17 protein-coding genes are annotated in these 20,246 nt (G+C 50.0%); 14 read left to right on the top strand and 3 right to left on the bottom strand.

All coding sequences use genetic code 11. The annotated features are described in order from the left end of the window. Nucleotides 1–72: 72 nt before the first annotated feature. The 14 genes from AC3DOM_RS05220 (at nucleotide 73) to AC3DOM_RS05155 (ending at nucleotide 17,276) form a co-directional block, all read left to right on the top strand. On the top strand, nucleotides 73–2,442 hold the full coding sequence (locus AC3DOM_RS05220) for a molybdopterin-containing oxidoreductase family protein (protein WP_487917969.1): 2,370 nt from the start codon (nucleotides 73–75) through the stop codon (nucleotides 2,440–2,442). A 26-nt stretch (nucleotides 2,443–2,468) separates the two neighbouring features. Further along, a complete protein-coding gene (locus AC3DOM_RS05215) occupies nucleotides 2,469–3,155 on the top strand; it encodes a 4Fe-4S dicluster domain-containing protein (RefSeq protein WP_487917968.1) in 687 nt (228 codons plus the stop codon). Continuing rightward, the gene (nrfD, locus tag AC3DOM_RS05210; protein ID WP_487917967.1) at nucleotides 3,155–4,498 is read left to right on the top strand and encodes an NrfD/PsrC family molybdoenzyme membrane anchor subunit; all 1,344 of its coding nucleotides are present in this window, start codon (nucleotides 3,155–3,157) and stop codon (nucleotides 4,496–4,498) included. The genes AC3DOM_RS05215 and nrfD overlap by 1 nt, the downstream gene beginning before the upstream one ends. 18 nt (nucleotides 4,499–4,516) lie before the next feature. After that, nucleotides 4,517–4,699 (top strand): hypothetical protein, encoded by a 183-nt coding sequence (locus tag AC3DOM_RS05205; RefSeq protein WP_487917966.1) that lies wholly within the window; start codon nucleotides 4,517–4,519, stop codon nucleotides 4,697–4,699. Between the two features lie 89 nt (nucleotides 4,700–4,788). Then, on the top strand, nucleotides 4,789–6,792 hold the full coding sequence (locus AC3DOM_RS05200; protein WP_487917965.1) for a hypothetical protein: 2,004 nt from the start codon (nucleotides 4,789–4,791) through the stop codon (nucleotides 6,790–6,792). 31 nt (nucleotides 6,793–6,823) lie between these two features. Then, nucleotides 6,824–7,465 carry a hypothetical protein gene (locus AC3DOM_RS05195; RefSeq protein WP_487917964.1) on the top strand — a complete coding sequence of 214 codons (642 nt, stop codon included), beginning with the start codon at nucleotides 6,824–6,826 and terminating at the stop codon, nucleotides 7,463–7,465. A 9-nt stretch (nucleotides 7,466–7,474) separates the two neighbouring features. Beyond that, nucleotides 7,475–8,839 (top strand): (Fe-S)-binding protein, encoded by a 1,365-nt coding sequence (locus tag AC3DOM_RS05190; RefSeq protein ID WP_487917963.1) that lies wholly within the window; start codon nucleotides 7,475–7,477, stop codon nucleotides 8,837–8,839. A gap of 23 nt (nucleotides 8,840–8,862) precedes the next feature. After that, on the top strand, nucleotides 8,863–9,246 hold the full coding sequence (locus tag AC3DOM_RS05185; RefSeq protein WP_487917962.1) for a DsrE family protein: 384 nt from the start codon (nucleotides 8,863–8,865) through the stop codon (nucleotides 9,244–9,246). Between the two features lie 25 nt (nucleotides 9,247–9,271). Next, on the top strand, nucleotides 9,272–9,472 hold the full coding sequence (locus tag AC3DOM_RS05180) for an ATP-binding protein (protein WP_487917961.1): 201 nt from the start codon (nucleotides 9,272–9,274) through the stop codon (nucleotides 9,470–9,472). A gap of 51 nt (nucleotides 9,473–9,523) precedes the next feature. Continuing rightward, nucleotides 9,524–10,954 (top strand): cobyrinic acid a,c-diamide synthase CobB, encoded by a 1,431-nt coding sequence (locus AC3DOM_RS05175; protein WP_487917960.1) that lies wholly within the window; start codon nucleotides 9,524–9,526, stop codon nucleotides 10,952–10,954. A gap of 11 nt (nucleotides 10,955–10,965) precedes the next feature. Beyond that, nucleotides 10,966–12,243: a glutamyl-tRNA reductase gene (gene hemA / locus AC3DOM_RS05170; protein WP_487917959.1), complete on the top strand. Its 1,278-nt coding sequence runs from the start codon at nucleotides 10,966–10,968 to the stop codon at nucleotides 12,241–12,243. Then, nucleotides 12,240–13,373, top strand: a complete 1,134-nt coding sequence (locus AC3DOM_RS05165) for a radical SAM protein (RefSeq protein WP_487917958.1) — start codon at nucleotides 12,240–12,242, stop codon at nucleotides 13,371–13,373. The genes hemA and AC3DOM_RS05165 overlap by 4 nt, the downstream gene beginning before the upstream one ends. Nucleotides 13,374–13,424: 51 nt before the next feature. Continuing rightward, nucleotides 13,425–16,358, top strand: coding sequence for a cation-translocating P-type ATPase (locus AC3DOM_RS05160; RefSeq protein ID WP_487917957.1), 2,934 nt, complete (start codon nucleotides 13,425–13,427; stop codon nucleotides 16,356–16,358). A 153-nt stretch (nucleotides 16,359–16,511) separates the two neighbouring features. Next, nucleotides 16,512–17,276, top strand: a complete 765-nt coding sequence (locus tag AC3DOM_RS05155; RefSeq protein WP_487917956.1) for a hypothetical protein — start codon at nucleotides 16,512–16,514, stop codon at nucleotides 17,274–17,276. 3 nt (nucleotides 17,277–17,279) lie between these two features. Here AC3DOM_RS05155 and AC3DOM_RS05150 read toward each other — a convergent pair whose 3' ends face one another. The 3 genes from AC3DOM_RS05150 to AC3DOM_RS05140 all read right to left on the bottom strand — a co-directional run. Beyond that, the gene (locus AC3DOM_RS05150) at nucleotides 17,280–18,080 is read right to left on the bottom strand and encodes a formylglycine-generating enzyme family protein (protein WP_487917955.1); all 801 of its coding nucleotides are present in this window, start codon (nucleotides 18,078–18,080) and stop codon (nucleotides 17,280–17,282) included. 51 nt (nucleotides 18,081–18,131) lie between these two features. Beyond that, nucleotides 18,132–18,785 carry a response regulator transcription factor gene (locus AC3DOM_RS05145; RefSeq protein ID WP_487917954.1) on the bottom strand — a complete coding sequence of 218 codons (654 nt, stop codon included), beginning with the start codon at nucleotides 18,783–18,785 and terminating at the stop codon, nucleotides 18,132–18,134. Beyond that, nucleotides 18,778–20,246 (bottom strand): GAF domain-containing protein (locus AC3DOM_RS05140; protein ID WP_487917953.1); only part of this gene is annotated, 1,469 nt, incomplete at its 5' end. The genes AC3DOM_RS05145 and AC3DOM_RS05140, both read right to left, overlap by 8 nt.

The following is a 20,246-nucleotide window of genomic DNA, read 5'->3' as shown; positions in this document are numbered from 1 at the left end:
CCTCTATACCGTTGGTTAAGTGGATACGATGGAAATTAGTCTACATCCGTTGATTGGTAAAGGATAGCCTGCATGGAAAATTCCCAATCCCAGACCCAGAAATCAAAATTATCCCGCCGAGATTTCCTTAAGATCGGGGCCGCAACTGTAGTCGCTGGTGCGGGTGTTAGTGTCGTGCAATCTGCTAAAAAGCCAGTTGTTACTCAGAGTGGTTCTTTGGAAGAAGCCATTATCAAAACGACCTGTGCGCTATGCCCCTCAGGCTGCGGATTGGACGTACGTGTAGTGAATGGTAAAGCCGTGAAAGTTGAAGGCAACCCGCTACATCCGCTCAATCAGGGTGTCTGTTGTCTAAAAGGGCAAACTGCCTTGGAAGTGCTCTATAGCCCGGAACGAATCAAACATCCGCGCATCCAGACCGGTGCGCGTGGCTCAGGTGATTGGAAAGAAATCTCCTGGGATGAGGCGCTTGACTTGGTAGTGGATAAGCTTGCGGAATTACGCGAGGACGGGAAATCGCACAGTGTGGCACTTATGCACGGAGAACTACGCGGACAGATGCGTCAGGTGGTCAACCGTTTCATGCGTGCTTATGGCTCACCAAATGTGATCTCGCGCGAAAGCCTGGGGGAGGGCACTGCCCGCCTGGCAATGTGGCTTTCGCAGGGTGTGAACACGATCCCGGTTTATGACATCAATAATGCCAATTATGTACTCACCTTTGGTGGAAACCTGCTCGAATCCAGTCGTAACCTGATCGGCTATTTGAGCGCTACAGCCTTTATGCGCCGCGGACGCCCACAGCGCGGCAAGTTGGTGGCAGTTCACCCGCGCCTTTCGTTGACTGGTATCAAGGCCGACGAATGGGTGCCGATCCGGCCCGGCACATATGGCGCTCTGGCCTTGGGCATGGCGAGTGTCATCATCAACAGCAAGTTGTACGATGAAGATTTTGTGCGCGATTTTACCTATGGCTTCGAAGACTTCGAAGATGCAGAAAGTAATTCGCATCAAGGCTTCAAGTCTCTGGTGCTCGAATCCTACACGCTTGACAGAGTTTCAGCCATCACGGGGGTGCCAACAGATGTCATCGCCCGCGTGGCAGGCGAGTTTGCAACCAACCGGCCTGCTGTGGCTGTATTGCCCACCGAACCGGGCGAGCTCTCGAGCGGCAATGCACTCCATACTGCGCTGGCGGTACATGCGCTGAATGCGCTGGTTGGTTCGATTGATGCGCAGGGTGGCGTCATCCTTCAGCGCTTCCCGGAATTGACTGAGTGGCCTGCCTACGCCCTCGACAGCGATGCCAGAAAGGGTGAAAAGCAGGAACGCCTTGACGGGGCTGGTACACAATTCCCTTTGGCGATTTCAGCTTACCAGAACGTACCGGAAAGAATCCTAAAGGGAAAGCCTTATCCAATTGAAGCGCTTTTCCTGCTGAACGACAACCCGGTTTACGATGTGCCCAACGGCGGGCAGAGTGTGGAAGCGCTGATGAAGGTACCCTTCGTGGTTAGTTTTGCTTCCACCTTGGATGAAAGCGCCGCGCACGCTGATTTAATCCTGCCTGCCAGCACTTTTATGGAAGTTTGGGGTGATGATTATCTGGAAGGCACGGGTTACCCCGGTATTTCCCTGCGCCGTCCAGTGGTTGAGCCTGTTCACGACACGCGTGCTCCCGGGGATGTGCTGCTTGATTTGGCACAACGTTTGGGGGGATCTGTAGGAAAGGCCTTCCCTTGGAACTCCTATAAGGAACTGATCGAAGACCGTCTCTCCACGCTGGATTGGGAGAAGCTGGAGGCCAATGGAAATTGGTCTGAATTGGTGTACTTCAACGCGGAACCTGGCAGCCCAGCCTGGAATGATGTGGTCGGACGTGACCGCCTGAACGCGCCCAAAGATGGACGCTTCGACTTCTTCTCCCGTGAACTCTTTGCCACGCTCGCCCCGGACTCCGATTTATCTTGCTTGCCACACTTCGAGATTCCCACCACCCTGACAGACAGTACCGCAGATTCCATCGAATACCCATTCCTGCTAGTCACGCAGCCGCTGATCACGCAATCCCAGCAGTGGCAGGGCATTGTCCCAACTTTGCAGGAGAGTTACGGCCTGCAAGGAAACGTCAAATGGGATAGCTGGGTGGAGGTTAGTCAGAAAGCTGCCGAAGCCTTGCATTTAGAAGACGGGGAACGCGTCTGGGTGGAATCGCCGATTAATCGGGTGCAAGCCACGGTCCGCGTATATGCGGGCATTTGGCCGAACGCGGTCTACCTGCCGCCCGGGCAGGGACATCATACCTTTGTACGTTGGGGTCGCAAATCCAAAGAAAATTCTATTGTTGGGGCTAACCCCAATATGCTAACTAAGTTTGATAGCGAACCGCTGACGGGTCTGGCTGTTGCCGGCCCTGCCCGCGTCCGAATTTATCCGGTTTGAGTGGAACTTTATTCTGGAGGTAGCACATGCTCCGTTGGGGAATGGTAATTGATCTCGATAAATGCTTTGCCTGCCAGAGCTGCACCGCAGCCTGTCGCATGGAAAACAATACGCCTGTCGCCGGTAAAGATCAGGCCGATATGGGACGCGCTATCCTGTGGAACGAGGTATTACCTTTTGTGGAAGGTGAGTATCCGAACGTGCATACTACGATCTTGCCGCGTCCCTGTATGCACTGTGATGAGCCAAGCTGTGTGAAAGTCTGTCCGGTGCAGGCGACCTTTATGAACGAAGAGGGCACTGTGCTGGTGAATTATGACCGCTGTATCGGCTGTCGTATGTGCACGGTGGCCTGCCCATATGCTGTGCGTTATTTTAACTGGTATGCCCCAGAATGGCCGGATGCACTAAAGGAACATTTGAATCCTGATCCTGAAGTGGCGCCGCGTCCCAAAGGTGTGGTCGAAAAATGTACATTCTGTGTACAGCGCCTGCGTAAGGCGCGCGAAGAAGCCGAGGCTGAAGGCCGTACCTTCAACGCAACGGACTACACTCCGGCCTGCGTGGAAACCTGTACAGGACGAGCCCGCTACTTTGGCGACCTGAATGACCCCAACAGCCTGGTGTCCAAGCTGTCGCACAGCCCGCGTGCCTTCCGGATGTTCGAAGAATTGGGGACTCATCCGAAGGTCTATTACTTAAAACAAGGGTGATGGCAATGGAACCAAAGAATCAACACACACAAACGATCCTTGCTCCCATACGAAAAGTTTCCAAAGGAGACTACCTTCTATGGGGCGCGTTAACTGCGTTGCTGCTATCTGGTCTGGTTGCATGGATCTGGCAATATATTGAAGGTCTTGGCATTACAGGGATGAATCGTCCGGTTTACTGGGGCGTGTACATCACCAATTTTGTTTTCTTCATTGGCCTGGCACACTCAGGCACTTTTATCTCGGCCATCCTGCGCATAGCTGGTCAGAGTTGGCGTGCCCCGCTGACCCGCGCTGCTGAAGCGATCACGCTTTTCAGCCTGCCTTTCGGCGCCGGCTCAATCATCATCGATATGGGCCGCCCAGAACGATTACTCAATCTTGTGTTTTACGGCCGTTATCAATCACCGATCTTGTGGGATGTCACTGCTGTCAGTCTTTACTTGCTTTCCAGCGTTGTCTTTTTCTATCTTTCGCTACTTCCGGACATTGCCATGTGCCGCGACCGCTTGACGAATGTCCCGCATTGGCAGCACCGTATGTACGAGATCCTTGCCTTGGGATGGAACCATGATTCTGAACAGTACCACCGACTTGAGAAGGTGCTGGATGGTATGGCTGTTTTCATGACCATGCTAGTTGTCACAGTACACACTGTCGTTTCTTGGCTCTTTGGCATGACGGTACAACCTGGCTGGCATACGGCTTTAATCGGGCCGTTCTTCCTTCTCGGCGCAATCCTTTCTGGAACGGCAGCAGTTGTCATTGTTCTGGCGCTGTTGCGTAAAGCCTATCGCTTGGAAAAAGTTTTGCATAATGGGCTCTTCAATTCACTGCGCAAACTTTTGATCACCTTTGTCCTCGGATGGCTGTATATGATGATTGCTGAATACCTGACCATTGGCTACAGCAATATGACCGAGGAGATGGTCGTCCTGACCGATAAATTCAGCGGTACTTATGCGACGATGTTTTGGAGCATGACCGTTTTCGTGTTTGTTATTCCCTTGCTAATCTTTATCTTCAAAGGCAAGAACAGTGTCGGCTGGATGGTGTTTGCATCCGTACTGATCAATATCGGTATGTGGATGGAACGCTATATCGTCATCATCCCGACCGAGATTAGCCCGCGTATGTTGCACGTAATGGGGCAGGGAAGTTACCTGCCTGCCTTGCCCGAGATACTGATCACGATAGCCTGTTTTGCTGGATTGATTCTGCTGTATGCGGTTTTCACTCGTTTCTTTCCGATTATCCCTATTTGGGAAACAGCAGAGGAACTCCCCGGTCACGCCCATTCCACGAAAACGTCGCCAGCGCCCAGCTCGGCATCTAGCGATTAACGCACTCAGGAGCTTTACATGGATATTGGCGCTTTAGTTCACGCATTTTTCGATAACGCTGGTCCTGGTAGCGTTCTTTTCATCTTGATAGTTGGTGGTGCCTGCATTTTTTATTATTTTCTAACTCGCTGGATCGTAGCGACTGAAAAACGGGATGAACCGACTACTCCAGAAGAACAACCGGAGAGCATGGACGCATGAAACGACGAATCTTGATTCCCACTCTGATCTTTCTCGCAGTATTGACGCTGGCTGCCTCTTGAGCTTCCTCCTCTTCCCGCACCCATGGCTTGCCAGCCGGAACCGAAGGACAAACCCTTGTCTCCGGCAATTACTGTATTTCTTGTCACCTGGCGGATGACCAGCGTCTCACCACCGTCACCGAATGGAAAGGTGGTATTGGCCGCGAAGTCAACAGCCCTTGCCCGGCAGCAACAGTCATCCATGAAGAGTTGTACTACACCGAACGATTGCTGCTCATGATCGACCGTGCTCAGGAGGCAGTCGGTACTCTGCCTAAAAAAACGCAATCCCGTTTGGATAACTATACTCAGCGCTACAGCCGTATGCTGGATACCCCTGTCACCAGCCTAGATGCCTTTGTCAGCGAGGCACAGACCACACGTTATCAGATGAACAAAGCTTATGCCGTCTTGAACCAGATGGCGGAAGCTGCAAAACAACGCACGGTGCTTCTCTATGCTGCTATTGTCACGTTGATTCTGCTCGGCTCACTAGCCTGGGGCCTCTACAACACACATGCTGTTCGTGCGGGGACAGTTAGTAAATCTTGGGCCACATTTTGGCGAGTTGTGCTTGTATTGGCTGTGCTAATCTTCTTTGCCCTGCCTATTTTCCGCATACCAGAGGTTGAGGTGATGGAAACCACAGAAGAGCAGCAGGACGCGCAAGCCACGCTTGACGTTGCCCAGCGAGCGGCCAATGCCGCTGACCGTGCTCAAGCACGCGCTTGGATGCTGGCTCGTGTGGGAACGGCTTGGAGTCAATTGGATACCGCAGAGGCAGAGACTCTGCTGGAAGAATCCCTTCTAGCTCTGGAAATAGCCCGAAAAAATGGAACAGCACTTTGGGGACAGAGTTTGATGGTGCAAGAGGCCACGGCTGGGCAAAAAGTAGAGATGGAAGCAGCTGATCTGATTGCCGCTGATTTGAATGCCGCTCGTGGTCGAACCTGGGCTTTGCCGCTTATTGCCCTAGAATGGAATGAAATTGATTTAGGGCGTGCAGTTTCGATTTTGAATGCGGAGCAGGAAAATCTTGAAAGTCAGCAAGGTCTCTATCGCGATTTGCAATTACGCGGACTGGCTTTGGCCTGGGCAAAAGTAGATTCGGCTAGGGCTGCTCCAACCGCCGCACAAATTGACGATCCAGCACTACGCACTTGGACCTACCGCGAACTGGCAGCTCTTACTAACAATCAAACCCTCTTTGGCCATGCCGCTGAAGCAGCCCGTGAAATCGAAGACCCCGTTCAACGTGCGTATTCTCTGCGTGAAATTGGCCTGGCTTCTGGTCAGAACGCTCTATTCGACGAAGCCCTTGCTGCACTTAATTCTGTAAAAGGTGCGGCGCTTGCCTATGCTTTGAGCGATCTTGCTGTCTCTTCTGGCGATACAACGCTGATTGAGAAGATTGATCTTGCGTATCCCGATGCGCGTGTCAGCGCACTACTTCGTCTGGGAGAATACAGTTCTGCCTTGGAGACCGCCGCAGATATTGCTGATCCCTATGAGCAAGCTCGTGCCCAGGCTACCATCGCTGTAGCTTGGAAAAATGCAGACGTCGCTGTCCGGGCGGCGAAGTCGCTATATCGCGACCTGGCCTTGCGTGATGTTATCCGAAAAACGGGAGATGCAGCATTGGTCGACTCCATTTCATCCACTTACTATAAAGTTCAGGCACTGACCGCGCTCGATGAATACGAAGCCGCAAGCCAGATGGCTGGCAATCTGGGCGATTCCTATCCGCTGGTTGAATTGGCTCTAGCTATGGCGGATCAAGACCCGCAGGCTGCATTAGCCTTGATCGATGAAATGAGCCGTGAAGCGGACAAGGCCATCGTCTTACGTGCTGTAACTGCGGCCTCGCACGATAAGGAACTGATTGAACGAGCGCAAGGCATGGCACTGGCCGCACGTGTACGCGGTGACTCACTTGCTCCAATCCAGGCCTTGCTTGATTTGGCAGATGCGCTTTGGGCGTTGGACACAACCAGTGCAGAAGCCGTTCTTGTCCAGGCTTGCGAAGCAACGCAACTGATTTCTACAAAATAAACGAACAACTCCAATAAGGAACCTGAACACAATGGACAGTATCGCAATCACTCGCATTATTGCAATCGTCGGTTTGGCACTTTGTTTGCTGGGGATACTCCTGCGACTCAAAACCATTATGAACCGGCCCTTCAAAAAGGACTTGTCACGTGAGCGTGGCTTGACGGGGCGAGGCCTTTTGTTTGCCTTCACACTGGGGATGGCCCCTTGGGAGAAGGAATCCACGCGTATCCACTGGATATCCTATATGCGCGGCATCTTCTTCCATGTCGGGATATTCACAGCATTCGGAGTGCTGTTGGTTAGCCCCTGGCTGGAAATCTTACCGAATTGGCTCATCTGGTTGGGGGTAGTAATTACAGGGTTTGGCGCACTCTTCGGGTTTGCTGGCATTTTCATGCGCCTTTCGGGACCTAACGAGCGCGTCTTAAGTGTCCCGGATGATTATGTCTCGGTCTTTCTCTCATCGTTTTTTATTGCATTGGGGTTTGCGACCCTGCTTTGGCCCTCGGCTCTACCCGTTTTCTATGTAGTGACGGGGATTGTGGGCGTCTACATCCCACTCGGTAAAATCCGCCACTGCGTTTACTTCTTCTTCTCAAAATTCTTTTTCGGAAAGGGTTTTGGACACCGGGGTGTGATTGGACAATCAAAAGGAAAATACGCGGAATAGAGGTATAGCATGACCAACGAAAAATTCACTGACAAACGCTTCAATCTTACGGACGAAAAAAAATCTCTCGCTATAGACGTTTTGCGTCAGCGCCTAAACCGCCAACTGGAAGCCTCGTTGGAAGTGTGTGTGCGCTGCGGCGTCTGTGCCGATTCTTGCCATTATTATGTTTCGAATCCCAAACCGGAGCATGTTCCAGCGTATCGCGCCGAACAGCTGAGAAAAGTTTATCGCAAGCTCTTTGATCCAGTAGGCAAAGCAGCTCCCGGCTGGGTAGGCGCCGCAGAACTTGATCAGGAAATGGTCGACGAGTTGATTATGACAGCTTTTGGTTCCTGCACCATGTGCGGACGTTGCGTCATCAACTGCCCGATGGGTGTGGACACGCGTCACATTGTTCGCACCGCCCGCGCCATGCTGACGGCCATTGATATGACGCCCGGGGGACTCAAAGCTACGGTTAACGTCCACCTCGAAAAAGGCAACAACATGGGCGTCAACGAAGAAGACTATGTTGAAACCGTTGAGTGGATGTTAGAGGAACTCCAGGCTGAACTGGGTGATCCTAGTATAACCATCCCATTTAACAAAAAAAATGCGCGTGTGGTTTATACCTTCAATCCGCGCGAGATTAAGTATTTCCCCTATCTCATCCAGGCCGCGGCCAAGATTTTTAACGCCGCAGGTGAAGATTGGACTCTTAGCACTGAAAGCTGGGATGCCACCAACTATGGCCTATTCTCAGGTGATGATGCTGCCGCTGCCCAGATGGCTAGCAACCTGGAGGGGGCAGTCAATCATCTGGGTGCTGAAACGCTGGTTATGGCTGAATGCGGACATGGTTACCGTTCTCAACGTTGGGAGGCCGAAAACTGGATTGGACATAGCTACCCCTTTGAAGTTATCAGTTTTGTTGAACTCCAGGCGCAGTATATTAAAGAAGGTCGCTTGAAGCTTGATCCAACGCGCAACCAGAAGCGGGTTACCTTTCACGATCCCTGTAACCAGGCGCGCAATGGCGGCATTGTGGATGAGCCGCGTTATATCCTGCGTAATGTGGTCACAGACTTTGTCGAGATGACGCCGCATGGTGTAGAAAACTACTGTTGCGGCGGCGGTGGCGGGATGCTCTCCATGACCGAATTTTCCAATGCTCGTAAAGAGGCTGGGAAAGCCAAAGCCGACCAGATTTCAGCGACAGGTGCGGAGATCGTTGCCACCTCCTGCCATAACTGTCTCGACCAATTGGATGAGATCAAGCGCCATTACAAGCTCAAGGTCAAGATCCAAAACTTGAGCGAATTGGTTGCCAACGCAATTGTATGGCCGACCCCTCCGGAAGCCGAAGAAGAAAAAACTGAAGAAAAAGAATAAAGAAGAAAATCAGGAGATAATTAATGTCAGCAGAATATGCAGGCAAAAAAGTTTTGATTGTCGCAACATTTGGTTCTGATAACCCCGAGCGCTGTCCGGGCCCGTTCGTATTTGCTGGGGAAGCGGTGAAAGCTGGTGCAGAAGCTGAGATACACTTTGTGTTGCAAGCGCCGAAGATTTTGAAAGAGGGCGTTGCGGAAGCTTTGCATTCCAAGGAAGGCGGACGGACAATCCGTGAATTCATCGATGATGCGTTGGCTCTGGGTGTCAAGTTCTTTGTCTGTGACACAGCCCTCGCGCTCTGTGATATGACCTCGGAGGATCTCATTGAAGAGATCGAGACTTTGGTGGGACCCAGTTTTTTGATTAAACGAGGATTCGAGTCTGATCTGTCATTTACATTCTAAAAATATTGTTTTATCTGGAGGCACCATGTTCATTGTAGAAATCGATATTGAGAAATGCGAAGCTTGCGGCGACTGCGTTGAGAACTGCCCTGAGCAGATGATCGCAATGGTTGAAGAAGACGGTAAAAAATACGCCATGTTTACAGGTGACCCTGATGTTTGCAGTGGGTGCTTATCCTGTGAGGCCTCCTGCGAGAAAGATGCAGTAACGGTTACAGAATACTAAATTCATTCAGTATTCCACCTGTAGAGGGTGGTAGCCTGATATAGATATTTGATGTCTAACCAAGAATGCCTTGCGCCTCGCTTAGTTATTGCGGCCCCTCAGGGGCAAAGCGGGAAAACTACAGTAACACTGGGGCTGTGTGCGGCATTTAAGGCACGTAATCTTATTGTACAACCTTACAAAAAGGGGCCTGATTATATTGATCCATCCTGGTTGAGTGAGGCAGCCGGAAACCCCTGCCGTACTCTGGATCCGTTTTTCTATGAGCAGCCCGAAGCACTTCTTCGGGCCTTTGTGTACTCTGTAGGCGGGGCGGATATCAGCCTGATTGAAGGCAATCACGGTCTATTTGATTCTTTCGATGAAATGGGAGAGTTCAGCACGGCCGCAGTTGCTCGTACATTGGATGCGCCCATCCTGCTAGTGGTTAGCGCAACACGGATTGGGCGCAGTGTGGCCGCAATCGTACATGGTTGCCAGACCTTCGAGCCGGGCACAAATATTGCGGGTGTTGTACTCAACAATGTTGCCCGCAGCCGCCATGAAGCACGCTTACGTCAGGCGATTGAAAATCATTGTGACATCCCAGTAGTTGGCGCGATACCTAGAAATAAAAGTTTAACCATTCCGGATCGTCATCTAGGATTAATCCCACGTGCGGAGGAAGATGCGAATCTCTCCGCCATCATGGCTTGCCAGCAGACCATTGAACATTACCTTGACTTAGACACAGTTCTGGATATTGCCCGTACCGCTCCTGCCATTTCCGTGCCAGACCAGAATCAAGCTGCAGATCAGGTTACCCAATCCCCGCACGTCAAGATTGGGGTTTTGCGAGACAGAGCTTTTACTTTCTATTATCCTGCCAGTCTAGAAGCGTTGGAAGACGCAGACGCTGACCTAGTCTTCATCAATGCCTTGCATGACACAGACATGCCCTTGATAGATGCTCTCTACATTGGCGGTGGTTTCCCTGAGATATTCATGGATGAATTATCTGCAAATGTTCATCTTCGTACGGCAATCCGCCAGGCAATTGAAGACGACCTGCCTGTCTACGCGGAATGTGGCGGATTGATGTACCTCTCTCAGCGTATCATTTGGGGTGAAAAATCTGCTGAGATGGTCGGTGCGTTGCCTTGCGAGATCGAGATGACTGACAAACCCCAGGGGCATGGCTACGTAATTGCACAAGTTGAAAACGAGAACCCCTTCTTCCCCTCTGGTACGAGCCTGCGTGGACATGAGTTCCATAATTCGCGCTTGGTTTCGATGTCTGTCAACGGTAGCAAAAGCTCTCTTTCTACTGTATATGGCTTATCACGGGGGAATGGTCTCGGGAATGGCCGAGATGGAATCACTTATCGAAATGTGCTGGCGGCTTACACTCACTTGCACAGTGGTGGAGCACCAAACTGGGCAAAGGGCTTGGTAGATAGAGCCCGAACTTATCGTGAGTCTCGTCAGGGGCGGGTAACTTAATGGATACGCCAATGACTTCCATGCCAATTTTGATGATCGGGCTCAATCATAAGGTCGCGCCAGTGGAAGTGCGCGAACGTTTGGCATTCGGAGCTGAGCGTATCCCCTTTGTCTTGAAAGAGTTGCTGAGCGACGAAACTATCGAGATAAACGAAGTTGTCTTGCTATCAACCTGTAATCGAACCGAAATTTATCTTTGTACATGCAATTCGCCCGTTAGTGAAAAAAAAATTCAAGAGTTTTTCGCATCTCATGCCAAATTGCCTGTAGAGAACTTGCAGCATTTGGTGTACGTCCTGCGAGGTGAGGATGCGGTCGAACATCTGATGCAGGTTTCGGCTGGGTTGGATTCGTTGGTCTTAGGGGAGAATGAGATTCTGGGACAGGTGAGGTCTGCAGCAGAGACGGCTCAAGTGGCAGGAGCGACTGGCCCGATCCTTTCAGCGTTATTTCGCTATGCTATCCAGGCTGGAAAGCGCGCCCGCGCCGAGACAGAGATCGGACGGGGAGATATTTCTGTAGCAAGCGTGGTCGTCGAATTGGCACAGCAGGCTTTGGGTCCATTGGAAAACCGCACAGTCTTATTGATTGGCGCAGGAAAGATCAGCTCGATCACTGCGCGGGCTTTAATCAAGGCTGGGCTACGCTGCATCATGATTGCCAATCGTACTTATGAACGGGCGGAGAAACTGGCTCAAAATCTGCATGGAACTGCTGTCCATTTTGATGCCTTGAATGAAACCTTGAAACAGGCCGATATCGTGATTTGCTCAACAGGTGCGCCACATATTGTTTTGCACGCCGATGCTGTGGAGAAAGCACAGAAGGCTCGTGATGGCCGCCCGCTTCTGGTGGCAGACTTGGCTGTACCGCGGGATGCTGACCCGGAGATCACCTCTATTCCTGGTGTGCAGCTAGCGAATATTGATGATCTGGGGATCGTTGTGAAAACCAGCCATCCAGTAACAAGATCGATTTATCAGAAAGTTGAAGTAATCATTCAGCAGGAGTTCGACAGCTTTCATCAGTGGTACGGTGCTCGTGGTTGCGTACCGATTATCCAAGCACTCCACAGCAAAGCCGAAATCATCTACCAGGCAGAGGTTGAGAAAACCCTGCGTCGTTTAGGCTCTCTGACACCGCATCAGGAGCAGCTGGTACAGGCTATGGGAAAAGCGATTGTGGGAAAACTATTACATGAGCCGACGGTTCATCTCCGCGAATTATCGGCAGATGAAGACCCTTCTACTTACCTTAAATTAGTTCAGGACCTATACGGTATTCAATGAAACTTCCATCTTTTTCAAATCTCGGAAATTTCTTTCCAAAACTGCGTTCGCAATCAAAGAAGGTGCCCATAAAGAAGCGTCCCTTTGGCGTTGTTCAAATTGAAGTCACCAGCCGATGTGGTACGGGATGTGTTTTTTGCCCGCACGATGCCTTGTCTGACCGCTGGGTGGAGGGGGATTTGCCGCTTGGCCTGTATAGCGAGAGTATCGCCCCTCATCTGAATTTATTTGAATTGGTGTATTTGCAAGGCTGGGGGGAGCCAATGCTGCATCCACATCTCTGGGAAATGCTTGAGATGGCCCAGCAACAGGGCTGCCAGACCGGATTCACCACTAATGGCACTTATCTGCAGGATGACCAGAATCGTCGCTTGCTGGACATGGGCGTGAATCTGATCTCCGTTTCATTCGCGGGGACGGTTGCTTCCGTTCATGAATCATTGCGCACCAAATCTGAATTTACCAAGCTATGCAGGAACTTTGAGAATCTGGCCAACCTGAAGCGTAAAAATGGGGTCACAAATCCCTGGCTGGAACTACACTTCTTGATGACGCGTACTAACCTGACCGAATTCCCCTCGCTGGTAGAACTGGCAGCTTCACTGGGTGCGGATGAGGTTGTAGCAACAAATCTCACCTATTCCCCCAGCATCACTTTAGACCACCAGCACGTGTTTGGGGAAGAGCCACTTCTCGAAGATATGGAGATCGTCAATCAGGCAAAAATGAATGCCGAACGACTGAACATCCCCTTGAGAATCTACCCGCTAAAAGAGGAACCGAACACAGCAGTTTGTGATTCGGATCCGGTCAATACTGTGTATGTTAATCATCGTGGTGAAGTGACACCCTGTGTCTATCTGGGCTTGACCCTCGACGGACAGATCCCGCGTTTTTATCAAGGAGAATCCCATCCCTTTGATACGGTTTCTTTTGGGAATGTCTGTGATGGTTTTACGGTGGCACTTGACGGTGTTGAACGAGAGAAATTCGTTTCAGCTTTCAAACGCCGCAATGTGGGCAAAAGCCCATTAGCTATGTTTTCCTATCTGGCAGGCGATTCTGGTGACAATGAATTATCACCTCCGCCTATTGCTTGTCAGCACTGTTACAAAATGTTGGGAATTTAAAGCACCTTTGCGTGCAGAGCTAAACTAATTTTAAATCGAAGAGGAGCGCAGATGCAGAACAACAAACTAAATGACACCGTCAAAACCGAGCAGAACGAAGAGCAAGCCTGGCATGCACTAACGGCTGAAGATGTACTCAGGCATCTTGAAGTTCAGGATGCTGGCCTGGGTGATGAGCAGGTTGCCCGGCGCATTGCTCAATATGGTCAAAATGAATTGCAGGAAGCACCGCGTCCTACATTCTGGCATATGTTGTGGGACCAATTTAACAACTTTGTTGTGATCCTACTAATAGTTGCATCCATTGTTTCAGCCTTATTGGGCGAATATATAGAAGCGGGCGCCATCATGGCGATTGTGGTTCTCAATGCGGTGCTCGGCATTGTCCAGGAGCAGCGTGCCGAAGAAGCGCTAGCAGCTCTGAAAAAACTTGCTGCTCCAGATGCGCAAGTCCTGCGTAATGGTAGCCGACAGGTTGTCCCTGCGCGCGAACTGGTACCTGGTGATATTGTCTTTCTTGAGGCGGGGAATTACGTTCCAGCGGACGTACGCTTATTGGAAGCCATCAATCTGCGGGTTGAAGAAGCATCCCTGACTGGAGAATCTTTGCCCGTGCAAAAGAGTGCTGCCAGCATCATGGATAAAGATGTTCCCATAGGTGACCGTAAGAACACTGCTTTCATGGGCACGTTGGTCTCATACGGACGTGGACGTGGAGTTGTGGTTGGTACAGGTATGCGCACACAATTGGGCCTGATCGCAACCATGTTGCAGACAGTAGAATCGGAAGAAACACCACTTCAACGCCGATTGGATGAATTGGGAAAAACGTTGAGTATCGCATCGTTGATTCTGGTGGCAATCGTCTTTATCGTTGCCTTGATCAACTATACAAATATAAACGAGTTGTTCAGTGGCCCAGTGCAATACTTTACGGACTATGCTGAGGTGATAACAGAAGCGTTCATTATTGCCATCAGTTTGGCTATCGCGGCTGTTCCGGAAGGATTGCCCGCAGTGGTGACCATCAGTCTGGCGCTTGGGATGCGCGAGATGATCAGACGCCACGCACTCATCCGCAAGCTGTCATCCGTTGAAACGCTTGGTTCAGCTACTGTGATTTGTTCCGATAAAACCGGTACTCTGACCCAGAATGAAATGACGGTTACACGTCTTTGGGTGGACGGGCAGTATTTCGGAGTGACGGGTTCAGGTTATGTTCCTGAAGGTGATTTCACTGTAGATGATAAACCAGTGGATGTGACCAAATACCCGGCTGCATTGACTACTCTTTGGCTAGGTGTGCTCAATAATGATGCCGAGCTTGAGATCACGGGGGAAACTGACAGCGAAGAAACCTATCGTATCGTTGGTGATCCGACTGAAGGGGCGTTGTTGGTAGCGGCAGCCAAAGCTGGGGCACTGCCCATTGATGTGAAGCAGGCTTACCCACGTGAGAACGAGGTACCTTTTGACTCTGAGCGTAAGCGCATGATCACAGTCCATGAGGTCAGTGAGCCGAGTCCTGAAGATATATCCCCATTTTATGACGATAAAAAGCGCGATTGGTCTGTTATTGCGATCAAAGGCGCTCCAGATATGGTGCTTGATCTGTGTACGCATTACCAAACTATGGATGACCAGTCCAAACCAATGACAGATGAGAAACGCCAACGTGTCCTTGAAGCAAATGACTTAATGACAAAAGATGCCTTGCGCGTGCTGGGTATGGCTTACCGCATTGAAAAAGAAGCTCCTGGAGAAAACGGCAAACTCAAAGCAGAAGAAGTCGAACAGGATCTTGTTTTCGTCGGGTTGCAGGGAATGATCGATCCGGCTCGCCCTGAGGTCAAATCTGCGCTGGTAGAGGGGGGCAATGCAGGTATCCGCACGGTGATGATCACAGGCGATTACCCCAACACGGCGCGCGCCATTGCCGAGGCGATTGGTCTGCTGAAGCCCGGACACAAAGTAGCCACCGGTGCAGACATAGACAAAATGGATGTTGATACGCTCAGAGCCGAGATCAAAGAAACGGATGTGTTCGCCCGAGTATCACCGGAACATAAGATGAAGATCGTGGATGCACTGCAGGCCAACGATGAAGTCGTTGCCATGACCGGTGACGGTGTCAACGATGCTCCGGCGATCAAGCGTGCCGACATCGGTGTGGCGATGGGCATTACCGGCACAGATGTGGCCAAGGAAACCGCAGATATGGTGTTGACCGATGACAACTATGCCAGCATCGTTTCAGCGGTTGAGCAGGGCAGGATCATTTACAGCAATATCCGTAAATTTGTCTTCTTCCTACTTTCCTCCAATGTGGCCGAGATCATGATCATCTTCCTGGCGACGCTAGCGGGGCTCCCCGCGCCGCTCACGGCGATCCAGTTGTTGTGGCTGAACCTAGTTACTGATGGGGCGCCTGCCCTGGCGCTGGCGATGGAAAAAGGCGATCCGGGCATTATGATGGAAAAGCCGCACGCCAAAAACGAGCCGATCATCAATCGGACGATGGGAATGGGAATCATCATCCAGACTATCACACAGACTACAGCGGTGTTGACCGCTTTCGGTCTGGGCTTGTATTGGCATATTGACCAGGCACTCCCAGTAGGTGTCAACCCCATCGTTGGCCTGATCCAGCACGACTGGTTCGGTGTGGATGTGCAAACTGCCGAAACAATGGCCTTCCTGACCCTCTCGCTGTGTGAGTTGTTCCGTTCTTACACCGTTCGCTCGGAGCGTGCTTCACTATTCTCAATTGGTGTTTTTTCCAATAAATATATGCAATACGCAGTGGGGCTTTCAGTATTCTTGTTGATATTGGTTGCTGCTGTCCCCTTCCTGCAACCGATATTCAATACTCACTGGCTGAACTTGAACGAATGGCTCGTCGTAATCGGGCTGGCGCTCCTGCCAGCGATCTCTGAAGAGATCACGAAATTCTTCCTGCGCAGGAAGGAGTGGCAAGTGAAATAATAGAAATTGCCTAAGGTCATAGGCTCATGGAAGCAATCTAACTTCCATGAGCCTTTTTTGTTCCCGGGTTTTTATAGTAACTGGTTAGTGTCAGTGAATTAGACTTTCCTTAGAAAGTGAGCAAGTGAATTCCAAAGGGGGTAAAATGGACTCATGCAAAAAATAACGAAGCTGATCGATATTGAAGCACCGTGTCAGGATGTCTTTGATACGGTTGTTGATATTGATCGGCGTATGCAACTTAGTCCGTTGTGGGGGCTAAGTCAACTGTTGGATGTATCTCCAAATTATCCACAAACCGGGAGCAGTTACCGGGTCCGGGTATTGACTGATATGCCCTTTGGTCTCTCCTATGGAACATTGAATGCTACCCAAGGCGCAATATCCGGACTGATTCAAATGCTGTCCCTGAAATCGACCCAGGCTGATACAAGTCATTCGAAAGAGTTAATATCTGATGACGCTAAAGAAATAATTGCGACCAGCGACCAGGAACCGGAGTTTGAGATGCCTGCCCGACAAGAGTATTTTGTTACAGAACACGAGCTATTGCATAAATTCAGCTATTATCTCGACGAAGATTGTAAAACGATCATTACCTGGCGATTTCAAAGCATCCCCCTTGGTACACGTATTAACTATGAAGAGGTTTTTTGCGACGAAAATATAGGAGGGGAGAATTTCATCCCCACAGTTCGTGGTGTTATTAGTGAATGGCTGTTCAATATTAAACGCTACAGTGAATTAAACAATGGTCGGGGACGCCAGATTATCAAGTGGTTTTTGGATCGATATTACTTGAAATTGCGCCCCGACCAACGTCGTGTTGTACTGATGACTTTGTATATGCAGGCAATTGGACTGGCAACGTTTATGATTGCGCTAATTGGATGGGGAATTGCCAGCTTGTTCTTTTAAGTCCTACTCTTTTGGCTCGTGACAACAACGGAAACCTGTATCATCACTGCGGTGCATAGGGGCTGCCCAGCTTCTATAAGCACAACGTGCGCGGAACTTTGTCTCGCGCCATGAACCTCCGCGAATGACGGATTTCCCGATAGAGGCTTCTACAGAATTGGGCACAGATGTGCAACCCGTCTCAAGCCATTTTGGCAAAATATCTTCTTTGTGCAGATCATAGACATGTTCTTCCCGCCCGTCTGTTGGGTTATAAGGGTAAGATCCATATAAGGAAGAACTCCATTCCTGTACGTTGCCACCCATATCAGCAATCCCATAAGGACTATCTCCTTGAGGGGAGAATTGGCCTACCTTGGATGTTCCATTATTTTTTTCTTCGCTGGTATTGCAAATTCCTTTATCCCAATCGTCTCCCCAGGAAAACACCCTTATTTCAGGGCCACGTGCAGCTTTTTCCCATTCTGGCTCTGTGGGCAAACGGACTGGAAGACCGGTCATCTCAGAAGCCCAGGCGCAGAAAGCCATCGCATCGAAATAAGAAACGCCTACGACTGGATGATCGGCTAGTTCAGCAGGATACTCCCCATCTGGCCAAAATAGGGGAGGACGGCAGCCAATTGCCTGGACGAACTGATTGTATTGTACATTTGTAACCGGGAATTTCATAATGTAATAATCACTAACGTGCAACACTTGGGCAGGCATTTCAGTGTTGTCTGCATCACGATCATGTGGCCGTTTGCTACCCATTGTAAACTCAGATGCAGGGATCTTGACAAAATTTAATTTCAAGTCGTTCATGACGTTCTCCTTTTTGTATGATATTGATTGACTTTTTTGCTCCCCAGTCATCTAGTTGGTGGCCGGGAATTTGCGTAAAGGGTGGGAGGAAGCTGCACGGATCAATTCGACCGTGTTCTGAACGTCTAGCTTGGACATGATATTGGTCCGATGCACAGAAACCGTTTTGTGGCTGATGTTGAGAACTAAAGCTACCTCCTTATTGCTTTTGCCCTCTACGATCAACTCGAGAACCTGACATTCCCGATCTGTCAGATTCTGTTTGATATCACTATTGCTATGACCTGGTTGGGTATACTCCTGCAATATTTTTTGTGTGATCTTGTTAGTCAGGTAGGCTCCCTGTTCATGAACCTGCCTGATCGCATTCAGCATTTCACTCCTGCCGGAACGTTTCAGGACATAGCCTGAAGCACCCGCTCCCAATGCTGGAGCAATATATTCACGATTATCGTGTTGTGTCAGGATCAATACTTTGACATGGGGAAAGCGTTCTTTTACCAAGCGTGTGGCTTCTAGGCCGTTCGTTTTGGGCATGGATATGTCCATAAGCACAATATTCGGTAACAAGGTACTGATGTATTCAAGCGCGTCTGACCCATTGCTTGCTTCTCCTACGACAACAATGTCATCCTGACTTTCCAGAATCGAACGAATCCCATCACGTAAAATAGCATGGTCGTCAACGATCAGAACCCTAATCATAGATAGGGCTCCTTTCGGCAATCGGAACATGGATATGGATTTTGGTTCCGTTGCTAAGGGTTGAATCGATATCCAATTCTCCTCCTAATAATTCAATGCGCTCTTGCATCCCAAGCAACCCCAGTCCGCGGGTATTTTCGGGCAAGAGAAAATCCTTGTTGTCAATTTCTTCCAGAGTTTCAATCCTTAATTCTGTTAGATCAAAACCAATCCCGTCATCAGTGATGCTGATATTCGTTACGTCGTTGTTTACGGTCAGGAAAATTTCCACATTTCGTGCAGCCGAGTGACGAGCAATGTTGTTGATAGCTTCCTGTACGACACGATAGAGGGCCGTTTCAATTTCAGGTGATAGGCGCTGGGTGTTTATTTCACTATCCGCCAGGTTGGAATTCACTTTGACCCGTATCCCTTTAGGCTCCAGTCTTGTTTCGGACAGCCAGCGTAAGGCTGGGATCAGGCCCAGTTGGTCAAGCATTGATGGACGCAGATCGAACATGAGTTTATGGATATTCTCCAATGTGTGTTGGGTTAGATCGCAAATACTTTGCAACCGCCCTCGAATTGCAGGGAGATCATCCAGTTCCAATCCGTTTTCGGCGTCGTAAAGTAAAGCTGTCAGGGATTGGCTAACTTCATCATGTAATTCGCGTGCGATGCGTTTACGTTCATCTTCCTGGGCAGCTAGTGTTTTCTTAAATAATTCGCCCCGTACGCGTTCCTTGCGTTGCACATCAGCATATAAACGCGCGTTTTCAACTGCGATGGCGATTTGATTTCCAATAGCACTGAGTAGGCTTTGTTCAGATTCACCAAATTGAGTTGTATCATGGGTGCCGACACACATACTTCCCAGAGCCCAGCCTTTGGTCATCAGGGGGACGTGTACGAGGGATTTAACTTTCTCCCGTTGCAATGATCTTGCGCCTCTTCCACGGTATGAAGAAATATCTGGCACAACGATTATTCGACCAAGTTCCAAAACCCCGCCACAATCTCCATCAAGCATGCCGACCTTATAAGCTGTGCGGGCAGCTTTCTCGGAAAGTCCACGATGAGCTTTTAGTGCCAATTGGCCACTAACGGAATCATGGAGATAGATGGCGATTACATCGATCCCTTTGAGTTTCAATACGTCGTCTAAAGCTCGATCCAGGATATCGTCAAGGTTAAGGGATTGATTAACGGTCAATGCAACTGTGTTCAGGATGGATAATTGTTGGGTGCGAGCCTGTACGCGGGCATCCAACTCACGATTCCATGATTGGATTTCTTCCATGGATTGCTGCAAGCGTGTACACATGGTAATGAAACTATTTGCAAGAACACCAATCTCATCCCGACGTCGAATGGTTTTATTTGCCAGTGTCGTGGCAAGAGAGTACTCAATAGACTTTAGCGTCGTTGTATCGAATTGAACCTCGCCGATCTTTTCTGTAGCATCTGTAAGCATTTGAATCG

Source organism: Candidatus Desulfolinea nitratireducens, from assembly GCF_982879505.1.
This window is presented reverse-complemented; position numbering and strand designations above follow the sequence as displayed.